Annotated in this window: 13 protein-coding genes, 1 other RNA gene and 1 other annotated feature; of the genes, 7 read left to right on the top strand and 7 right to left on the bottom strand. The window is 50.3% G+C overall.

From position 1 onward, the window contains the following. Nucleotides 1–126 precede the first annotated feature (126 nt). Both ULO1_RS10890 and ULO1_RS14810 read left to right on the top strand, forming a co-directional pair. A complete protein-coding gene (locus ULO1_RS10890; protein WP_079906744.1) occupies nt 127–486 on the top strand; it encodes a hypothetical protein in 360 nt (119 codons plus the stop codon). A gap of 5 nt (nt 487–491) precedes the next feature. After that, nucleotides 492–635 carry a hypothetical protein gene (locus ULO1_RS14810; protein ID WP_159071793.1) on the top strand — a complete coding sequence of 48 codons (144 nt, stop codon included), beginning with the start codon at nt 492–494 and terminating at the stop codon, nt 633–635. Between the two features lie 36 nt (nt 636–671). Here ULO1_RS14810 and ssrS read toward each other — a convergent pair. The 3 genes from ssrS to hisS form a co-directional block, all read right to left on the bottom strand. Then, a non-coding RNA gene (gene ssrS, locus ULO1_RS10885) (6S RNA) lies at nt 672–856 on the bottom strand. A 46-nt stretch (nt 857–902) separates the two neighbouring features. Next, nucleotides 903–2,690 (bottom strand): aspartate--tRNA ligase, encoded by a 1,788-nt coding sequence (gene aspS / locus ULO1_RS10880; RefSeq protein WP_079933593.1) that lies wholly within the window; start codon nt 2,688–2,690, stop codon nt 903–905. Nucleotides 2,691–2,703: 13 nt separating this feature from the next. Beyond that, nucleotides 2,704–3,969 (bottom strand): histidine--tRNA ligase, encoded by a 1,266-nt coding sequence (gene hisS, locus ULO1_RS10875; RefSeq protein ID WP_079933592.1) that lies wholly within the window; start codon nt 3,967–3,969, stop codon nt 2,704–2,706. A 51-nt stretch (nt 3,970–4,020) separates the two neighbouring features. Beyond that, nucleotides 4,021–4,253 (bottom strand) — a binding site (T-box leader). Nucleotides 4,254–4,361: 108 nt separating this feature from the next. Here hisS and ULO1_RS10870 point away from each other — a divergent pair. The 5 genes from ULO1_RS10870 to ULO1_RS14595 all read left to right on the top strand — a co-directional run bounded on the left by ULO1_RS10870 (nt 4,362) and on the right by ULO1_RS14595 (nt 5,993). Beyond that, nucleotides 4,362–4,556 carry a hypothetical protein gene (locus ULO1_RS10870; protein ID WP_078665466.1) on the top strand — a complete coding sequence of 65 codons (195 nt, stop codon included), beginning with the start codon at nt 4,362–4,364 and terminating at the stop codon, nt 4,554–4,556. Nucleotides 4,557–4,568: 12 nt separating this feature from the next. Beyond that, a complete protein-coding gene (locus tag ULO1_RS10865; RefSeq protein ID WP_078665467.1) occupies nt 4,569–4,847 on the top strand; it encodes a spore coat protein in 279 nt (92 codons plus the stop codon). A 140-nt stretch (nt 4,848–4,987) separates the two neighbouring features. Beyond that, a complete protein-coding gene (locus ULO1_RS10860) occupies nt 4,988–5,311 on the top strand; it encodes a DUF2325 domain-containing protein (RefSeq protein ID WP_078665468.1) in 324 nt (107 codons plus the stop codon). Nucleotides 5,312–5,348: 37 nt separating this feature from the next. Then, nucleotides 5,349–5,735, top strand: coding sequence for a YbaN family protein (locus tag ULO1_RS10855; RefSeq protein WP_200806959.1), 387 nt, complete (start codon nt 5,349–5,351; stop codon nt 5,733–5,735). Nucleotides 5,736–5,807: 72 nt separating this feature from the next. Further along, nucleotides 5,808–5,993: a hypothetical protein gene (locus tag ULO1_RS14595; RefSeq protein ID WP_143311833.1), complete on the top strand. Its 186-nt coding sequence runs from the start codon at nt 5,808–5,810 to the stop codon at nt 5,991–5,993. 36 nt (nt 5,994–6,029) lie between these two features. On the opposite strand, the gene ULO1_RS10850 is transcribed toward ULO1_RS14595, so the two are convergent. The 4 genes from ULO1_RS10850 to ULO1_RS10835 all read right to left on the bottom strand — a co-directional run bounded on the left by ULO1_RS10850 (nt 6,030) and on the right by ULO1_RS10835 (nt 7,640). Next, nucleotides 6,030–6,392, bottom strand: a complete 363-nt coding sequence (locus ULO1_RS10850; RefSeq protein ID WP_078665469.1) for a YckD family protein — start codon at nt 6,390–6,392, stop codon at nt 6,030–6,032. A gap of 16 nt (nt 6,393–6,408) precedes the next feature. Beyond that, nucleotides 6,409–6,678, bottom strand: coding sequence for an SHOCT domain-containing protein (locus ULO1_RS10845; RefSeq protein WP_242947944.1), 270 nt, complete (start codon nt 6,676–6,678; stop codon nt 6,409–6,411). 313 nt (nt 6,679–6,991) lie between these two features. Next, on the bottom strand, nt 6,992–7,354 hold the full coding sequence (locus tag ULO1_RS10840; protein ID WP_079906741.1) for a YckD family protein: 363 nt from the start codon (nt 7,352–7,354) through the stop codon (nt 6,992–6,994). 16 nt (nt 7,355–7,370) lie between these two features. Further along, nucleotides 7,371–7,640, bottom strand: a complete 270-nt coding sequence (locus tag ULO1_RS10835) for an SHOCT domain-containing protein (RefSeq protein WP_078665471.1) — start codon at nt 7,638–7,640, stop codon at nt 7,371–7,373. Nucleotides 7,641–7,691 lie beyond the last annotated feature (51 nt).

Raw genomic sequence — 7,691 nt, 5'->3', positions numbered from 1 at the left:
GTGGCAGGTCTGGCTGGATAAGTTTTTGTCCATTTTGGTTATAGCCGAAGAGTTACTGGCAGTAGCTGAACCGGTACTTTCTGCCTGGACAGAAATGAAAAATCAAAGGCGAGGTGGCAAAAAAAGATGAGTAAAAAAATTACCCCCCAGGAAATTATGGCCCTGGCCCTGAATTTGCTGGCCAACCCCAACAAATTAAATTTCAGCGTAATCGTTTCTTTGCTGGAGCAATTCGGCGGCAATATGGATTCCGAAACCAAAAACAAACTGTTAACCTGGGGCAAAAAAGTTGATGCCGGCGGCAGTCTCAGCGCTGCCGAGCTGGAAGAAGTTAGACAGCTAATCCGACAGGGAGCTGCCAGCGCAACTCCGGAAAGATTGCAGCTGGTAAAGACCCTTTTTACCACCCTGCAGCCCCAGTTTAGCAAGATGCCTCCTGCCTGGCAACAAGTGATTAATTTGATCGCTGAAGAATTGAAAGGGTGAGGGCAATGGCAGGTAAGACCAAAAAAATCAAGATAGACCCCAGCCAGCTTAACAACTGGGCTGCACAAGCTAAAGTCTGGATCAGCGCTCTCAAGCTGGCTTTAAATGGGGCCCGTACTATCATCAATGAAAAACAGAAAAAGCAGTAGGCCTTTTGCCTACTGCCTGTTTATAAATTAACAGCGGACAACCCCATGATGCCGTGGGCCCGCCTGTTTCAGAACCTGCTCCCAGCAGGTGGGTGCCCTCCTGCGGGCTTCTTGAGTCCCCTGACTATGGGGGCATTCATTCCACCAGCAGAGACCGGGCTCCCTTTTCTGAACGTGTTGGCTCTAAACACGCGCTGACCTCACGCACACCGCAGGGTTTTATCTGCCTTTATCTTAACACAAACCCGATGGTTTGACAAGACAGCATTACTTCCTGGGTATAACATCCAGCTTGATATGCAGTTCCTTCAATTGTTTAGCACTTACTTCCGAAGGCGCTCCGGTCATCAGACAGCTGGCACTCTGGGTTTTGGGGAAAGCGATGACATCCCGGATGGTATCCCGGCCTGCCAGCAGCATCACCAGGCGGTCGATACCAAAAGCAATGCCACCATGGGGCGGAGTGCCATATTCAAAAGCCTCCAGCATAAAGCCAAATTTTTCTACAGCCTCCTCCTGACTTAAACCCAGGAGGCGGAACATCTTTTCCTGCACATCCCGCCGGTGAATCCGGATAGAGCCACCACCGATTTCCACCCCGTTCAGAACCATATCATAAGCTTTGGCCCGCACCCGGCCCGGATCAGTATCCATCAGCTCAATGTCTTCATCCATCGGAGAGGTGAAGGGATGGTGCATGGCGACATAGCGTTTTTCTTCCTCATCCCATTCCAGCAAGGGGAAGTCCACTACCCAGAGGAAATTCATGGCCTCGGGGTCAATCAGACCCAGTTTCTCCGCCAGATGTACCCGCAGGTGGCCCAGGGAGTCGGCCACAATCCTGGGCGTATCCGCCCCAAAGAGCAGGAGGTCACCTGTTTCCGCCCCCAGCCGCTCCAGGATAGCCTGCAGCTCTTCCTCCTTGAAGAATTTGGCAATAGGAGATTTGGGGCCTTCCGGGGTCATCTGGATATAGGCCAGGCCTTTGGCACCATAGATAGCCACATACTGGGTCAGCTCATCCAGCTCCTTGCGGCTGAAGTGGGCACAGCCTTTAGCATTGATAGCCTTGACCACTCCGCCGTTATCGGCAGCAGCCCGAAAGACCTTGAATTCACAGCCAGCGGCGATATCGGTCAAATCCACCAGTTCCATGCCAAAGCGAGTATCGGGCTTGTCCGAGCCATAGCGGGCCATGGCTTCGGCATAAGTCAGCCGCGGGAAAGGAGTAGGCACTTCCCGGCCCAGGGTAGTCCTGACCACTTCCGCAATCATCTCTTCCATCAGGGTCAGCACCTCTTCCCGTTCCACAAAGGACATCTCCAGGTCCAGCTGGGTAAATTCCGGCTGCCGGTCACTGCGCAGGTCCTCATCCCGGAAACAGCGCACGATCTGGAAATATTTGTCCATACCAGCCACCATGAGTATTTGCTTGAAAATCTGGGGAGACTGGGGCAGGGCAAAGAATTTGCCCGGGTTGACCCGACTGGGCACCAGGTAATCCCTTGCCCCTTCCGGGGTGGATTTGGTCAGCATGGGAGTTTCAATTTCCCAGAAGCCCCGGGCGTCCAGATAGTCCCGAATAGTTTTGACCAGCCGATGCCGTAAACCCAGGGCCCGCTGCATCTCCGGCCGCCGCAGGTCCAGGTAACGATAGCGCAGGCGCAGGTTTTCATCTACATCGATATTGTCCTGGATATAGAAGGGCGGTGTTTTGGCCCCGTTCAGCACCTTCACTTCCCGGGCATACACTTCCACTTCCCCGGTAGCCAGGTTGGAGTTAACAGTGCCTTCTGGACGCAAGCGCACTTCCCCTTTGACAGCAATGACGTACTCATTGCGAATCGCTTCCGCTTTAGCAAACGCCTCCTGATCAACTTCCGGGCTAAATACCACCTGGGTGATACCCTCCCGGTCCCTGAGGTCCACGAAAATCAGACCGCCATGGTCCCGCCGCCGCTGGACCCAGCCCATGAGAATTATTTCTTTGCCGGCATCAGCTGCCCGCAAGCTGCCGCACATCATGGTCCGCTTCCAACCCTGTAATGCTTCCATTGCCTTTTCCTCCTTACGATTTCAGTTTTTCTGTCAAATAATCCACTACCTGTTCCAGCTTGAGAGCCTGCTGGCTGCTATCGCTCATGCTCCGAAGCTGCACTTCGCCGCGCTGCAGTTCATCTCCACCTACAATCACGGTATAACTGACCTTGAGCCGATCCGCCTGTTTCAGCTGGGCCTTAAGGCTGCGCCCCAGCAGGTCAGTTTCGGCAGCCAGGCCGCGGCTGCGCAGCTGCTGGGTCAACACCAGGGCCTGTTCCCGGGCTTCCGTGCCTAATACTGCCACAAAGACCCGGGTGCCGGCCTCCTCCGGCCAGGCTACCCCCTGTTTTTCCATAGTCAAAATGGTGCGTTCCAGGCCCAGGGCAAAGCCGATGCCGGGCACATCCTCACCGCCCAGTTCCCCCACCAGGCCATTATAACGGCCACCGCCGCAGATAGAACTCTGGGCCCCGATATCCTTGACCATAATTTCAAAAGCGGTCTTGGTATAATAGTCCAGGCCCCGCACCAGTCGCTCATTGACGGTAAAAGGCACACCCAGGGCCTTCAGAAGGGTTTGCACCTGGTCGAAGTGGTCTTTGCAATCAGGACAAAGTTGTCGGGTAATGGTAGGCGCTCCCCGGGTAGCTGCCTGACAACCTTCCTGTTTACAATCCAGAATCCGCAGGGGATTGCGTTCAAACCGGCTCTGGCAATCCTTGCAGAGGGAAGCCAGCTGCGGACGCAAAAACTCCTGCAGAGCTTCCCGGTGCCGGGCCCTGCAGACAGGACAGCCTACACTGTTGATGTTTAGCTCCAGGTCCTTGATACCCAGGCGCCGGTATATTTCCATGGCCATGGCGATTACTTCCGCATCCACCACCGGCTCATCCGAACCGAAAACCTCAACTCCAAACTGATGGAACTGGCGGTAGCGCCCGGCCTGAGGCTTATCATAGCGGAACATGGGACCAATATAATAGACCTTTACCGGCTGGGGCCCGGCATGGAGCCGGTTTTCCAGATAGGCCCGCGCTGCTGCCGCTGTCCCTTCTGGCCGTAAGGTTACAGAACGACCGCCTTTATCCAAAAAAGTATACATTTCCTTTTCCACGATATCGGTGGTTTCCCCTACCCCGCGCTGAAAGAGCTCGGTATGCTCGAAAATAGGGGTACGCAATTCACCATAGCCATACTGACGGCAAACTTCCCGCAAAATTTGCTCTACATACTGCCACTTCCAGGTCTCCTGCGGCAAAAAATCATTGGTTCCTTTTGGTCTCTGGGTTAGCATCCTTTCACTCCTTTCCCATTCCCTCCAAAACTAAAAACCCGTCCCTGCTTGCGCAGGGACGGGTCATTACCCGCGGTGCCACCCTGGTTGAACAGCCAAAAAGCCGTTCCCCTCTCGCCCGTTAACGGTGGGCAACCGGGCCAGCCTACTATCCAGCTAAAGCTGAAGTTCGACCGCCAACTCCCGGGTGTCTTTCACCGGCTTTTCCTGAAAGGGGCTTCCAGTCACGACCCCTTCTCCCTGGCAGGCCAGTCCCGGCTACTCTTCCCGTTCCTTGTCATTACCATATCTGGCTAATAGTTTATCCTTTTGCTTGCTATTTGTCAAGAATTCACGCTAATAAATGGCCGTAAGATATGCCAAACTATTGCCTGAGAAAGGAGGGAACAAGGATGGCTTTAACCGGTAAAGAAGCTTCTCTGATCAATGACCACATCGCTATGGAAACAGCCTGTATCAAGCATTTGCAGTTTGCCGCCGAAAACTGCACCGATCCCCAGTTGAAAGGCATGTGCCAGGCTATGATTGCCGACCATCAGAATTTCATTAACACTCTCTCCCGTCACATTCAGACCAATTTGCAATAGGAGGTGAAAGCTATGCCCGCCAAACTGAATGACCAGGATTTAATGCAACTATTGCTCTCTGACCACAAAGCCTCAGCCCAGCATATGTTGATGTGCGTACTGGAGTGCGCCAATGACGCTCTCCGCACCGACTGCCAGAATATCCTCAATAAGACCCTGGATCACCAGAAGCAAATCTGGCAGGCCATGAACCAGCGGGGCTGGTATCAGGTTCAGGCTGCTACTGTACAGGAACTGGCCCGGGTGCAAAATCAGATCAACCAGGCTACCCAGCAATTGCAAATGCAGTAAAGCCAAAAACTGCCGTCCGTTGGGCGGCAGTTTTTGGCTTTTATGAGAACACTTTGTCTTGACATTGCTGAAAAGAAAGCATATAATGAAAATGAAAATCATTCTCTATACATATGGGGGTAAAATGGAGGTGAGCTGTTTTGACAGTCTTGCTGGTTGGGGCCGATCAACTTGGTAACATCCCAAAAGAACTGAAACAATATGGTTGTAAAGAAATAATTCACTGGAGCGGTCGTAAAGCCAAAACCAGGAAAAAAAGTATCCCTGCCAATGTGGAAATTGTACTCGTTTTTTACGATTTTGTGAGCCACGGACTGATGGATGTTATAAAGGAACAGGCCAAACGCCGCCAACTTCCCATTGTGTTTTCCAGACGGGGAACTTGTGAGTTGAGAAAAGCTTTGTTACATTTCAGGGATAAAATGCAAATGTCTAGTGATTCGCAGGTGAAAGCTACGATATAATAGAGGCGAATAAATTTTTCATGAAAGGGGGAAAGGGATGCGCAGTATTCTGGTTATTTTAGGTTTTCTTTTTGTCGTATTAGGGATACTGGGTATGTTTTTGCCAGTTTTACCCACTACCCCCTTTTTGCTGTTAGCTGCAGCCTGTTTTGCCAGAAGTTCAACCAAAGCCCATCAGTGGCTGTTAAGCCATCATATTTTTGGTCCACCCTTAAGACAATGGGAAGAAACCCGTACAATTAGTCTACGGGCCAAAGTTATTTCTCTGCTCATGCTCAACCTCTCTATTGGCTTTTCAATATGGATGCTACGTAATAACTTACCAGTGCAAATGCTCCTGGTCATGTCCGCTCTCGGAGTCAGCACTTATCTTTACCGCTTACCTACATCCACGCCGAAAAAGCTTACCTCTGAAAAGGAATAATATTATTGTCCTCAATTTACAGATACTAGTATTTTAGTTTTGCAAAATCGTATGCCTGCTAGTGCTCCCTTTGTGGAAAAAGAAATGCAAAAAATAATTAATGATGAGTATCAGACAACATATCTAATTTCGTATAAAAATGGTTTAGCTAAAGTAGATTTTGAGTTTACCAGTCTTGAACATGTAAAAAAAATAAAGGATAAAAATAAATACCTTTTAAATGAAGAAAAAAATTCCTTACCGCTTTGCAAGATTTAATAAAATAAAAAAGGGGGCTATCTACCCCCCTTTTCCTTACAATCCCTGAGTTTGAACGCCCCAGCCGCCCCGCATCATGGGCCCGCCGAAACCGCCATTAGCACCAAAACCAAATCCCCCACAGCCGCCACCTTGCATCATGCCAGGCCCGGGCAGGATTCCGTTTTGTTCCCGGTATTTTTCCATCTGGTCCATGCGGTCCTTCATCAGTTTACCCTGTTCAGGAGTTAGTTGCCCGGCTTCCACATACTTGTCGATCATCTTCTTGCGCAGCTCAACGATTTGTTTTTGCAGATCCAGGATTTCCTTCTTCTGAGCGTCAGTGATGGCCGCAAAAGCCGGAACCGCAAAAGCCACCAGAAGTACTGCCGCTACCAGAGCTAACCATTTCTTTTTCATCTTCATCATCCTCCTCCTATTTTTTTAAATCTTCCAGCATTTGCTGGTATTCCTCCCGGGTAATTTCACCCCGGGCATAGCGCTTGCGCAGAATTTCTTCCGGAGTTTCACCATGGTTACCGCCGAAACTGCCAAAACCGCCTTTGTTCAAGAATCTGATCGCCAGGTAAATCAAAACTCCCCAGAACAGGATATTGAACAGCATGCCAATGCCCATCATCCACCAACCTCCTCCATTAATAAAGGGATCATATCCCCAGCCGCCAAACCAGCGTCCCATCATCATCTTACCTCAACTCCTTTCGTGTTCCTTCTCTTGTCTTTAGTATACCCCTCGATTGTGACAAAACTAAGGCCGAATTGTGGCAGAAAAATGAATAATTTGGCGATAATTGTTGGCAAATACTAGTTGGTTTTTTGATATGGCGGGGCTGCAAATTACAGGTATAGTTGGCTACTGAAACTAAAAAGGTTATAGCTATCGATCCATATAATAAAGATATTATTACTGCCTATAGAATCGAGATACTGGCAACGCGGGTATAAGGTCGGCAAATCTGACCAGCAATAAGAAAAGGGGCTATCTCAGCCCCTTTCACTTACAATCCCTGAGCTTGAGCGCCCCAGCCGCCCCGCATCATGGGCCCGCCGAAACCGCCATTAGCACCAAAACCAAATCCCCCACAGCCGCCACCTTGCATCATACCAGGCCCGGGTAGGATTCCGTTTTGTTCCCGGTATTTTTCCATCTGGTCCATACGCTCTTTCATCAGCTTCCCTTGTTCAGGGGTTAGTTGCCCCGCTTCCACATACTTGTCAACCATCTTCTTGCGTAACTCGACAATTTGTTTTTGCAAGTCCAGGATTTCCTTCTTCTGAGCGTCAGTGATGGCCGCAAAGGCCGGAACCGCAAAGGCCACCAGAAGTACTGCCGCTACCAGAGCTAACCATTTCTTTTTCATGTCCATCATCCTCCTTTTATTTTTTCAGGTCTGCCAGCATTTGCTGGTATTCTTCCCGGGTGATTTCACTCCGGGCATAGCGCTTACGCAGTATTTCTTCCGGGTTTTCGCTCTGATTACCGTCAAAACCGTTAACACTACTTTTGTTCAAGAATCTGATCGCCAGGTAAATCAAAGCTCCCCAGAACAGGATATTGAACAGCATGCCAATTCCCATCATCCACCAACCTCCTCCATCAATAAAGGGATCATATCCCCAACCGCCAAACCAGCGTCCCATCATCATCTTACCTCAACTCCTTTCGTGTTCCTCCTCTTGTCTTTAGTATACCCCTCG

Source organism: Carboxydocella sp. ULO1, from assembly GCF_002049255.1.
Lineage (GTDB): Bacteria > Bacillota.
This window is presented reverse-complemented; position numbering and strand designations above follow the sequence as displayed.

What these genes read in the sequence shown, in the direction of transcription:
- ULO1_RS10890 (WP_079906744.1), top strand. Translation starts at nt 127, where the DNA reads ATGAGTAAAAAAATTACCCCCCAGGAAATTATGGCCCTGGCCCTGAAT.
- ULO1_RS14810 (WP_159071793.1), top strand. Translation starts at nt 492, where the DNA reads ATGGCAGGTAAGACCAAAAAAATCAAGATAGACCCCAGCCAGCTTAAC.
- aspS (WP_079933593.1), bottom strand. Translation starts at nt 2,690, where the DNA reads ATGGAAGCATTACAGGGTTGGAAGCGGACCATGATGTGCGGCAGCTTG.
- hisS (WP_079933592.1), bottom strand. Translation starts at nt 3,969, where the DNA reads ATGCTAACCCAGAGACCAAAAGGAACCAATGATTTTTTGCCGCAGGAG.
- ULO1_RS10870 (WP_078665466.1), top strand. Translation starts at nt 4,362, where the DNA reads ATGGCTTTAACCGGTAAAGAAGCTTCTCTGATCAATGACCACATCGCT.
- ULO1_RS10865 (WP_078665467.1), top strand. Translation starts at nt 4,569, where the DNA reads ATGCCCGCCAAACTGAATGACCAGGATTTAATGCAACTATTGCTCTCT.
- ULO1_RS10855 (WP_200806959.1), top strand. Translation starts at nt 5,349, where the DNA reads ATGCGCAGTATTCTGGTTATTTTAGGTTTTCTTTTTGTCGTATTAGGG.
- ULO1_RS10850 (WP_078665469.1), bottom strand. Translation starts at nt 6,392, where the DNA reads ATGAAAAAGAAATGGTTAGCTCTGGTAGCGGCAGTACTTCTGGTGGCT.
- ULO1_RS10845 (WP_242947944.1), bottom strand. Translation starts at nt 6,678, where the DNA reads ATGATGATGGGACGCTGGTTTGGCGGCTGGGGATATGATCCCTTTATT.
- ULO1_RS10840 (WP_079906741.1), bottom strand. Translation starts at nt 7,354, where the DNA reads ATGAAAAAGAAATGGTTAGCTCTGGTAGCGGCAGTACTTCTGGTGGCC.
- ULO1_RS10835 (WP_078665471.1), bottom strand. Translation starts at nt 7,640, where the DNA reads ATGATGATGGGACGCTGGTTTGGCGGTTGGGGATATGATCCCTTTATT.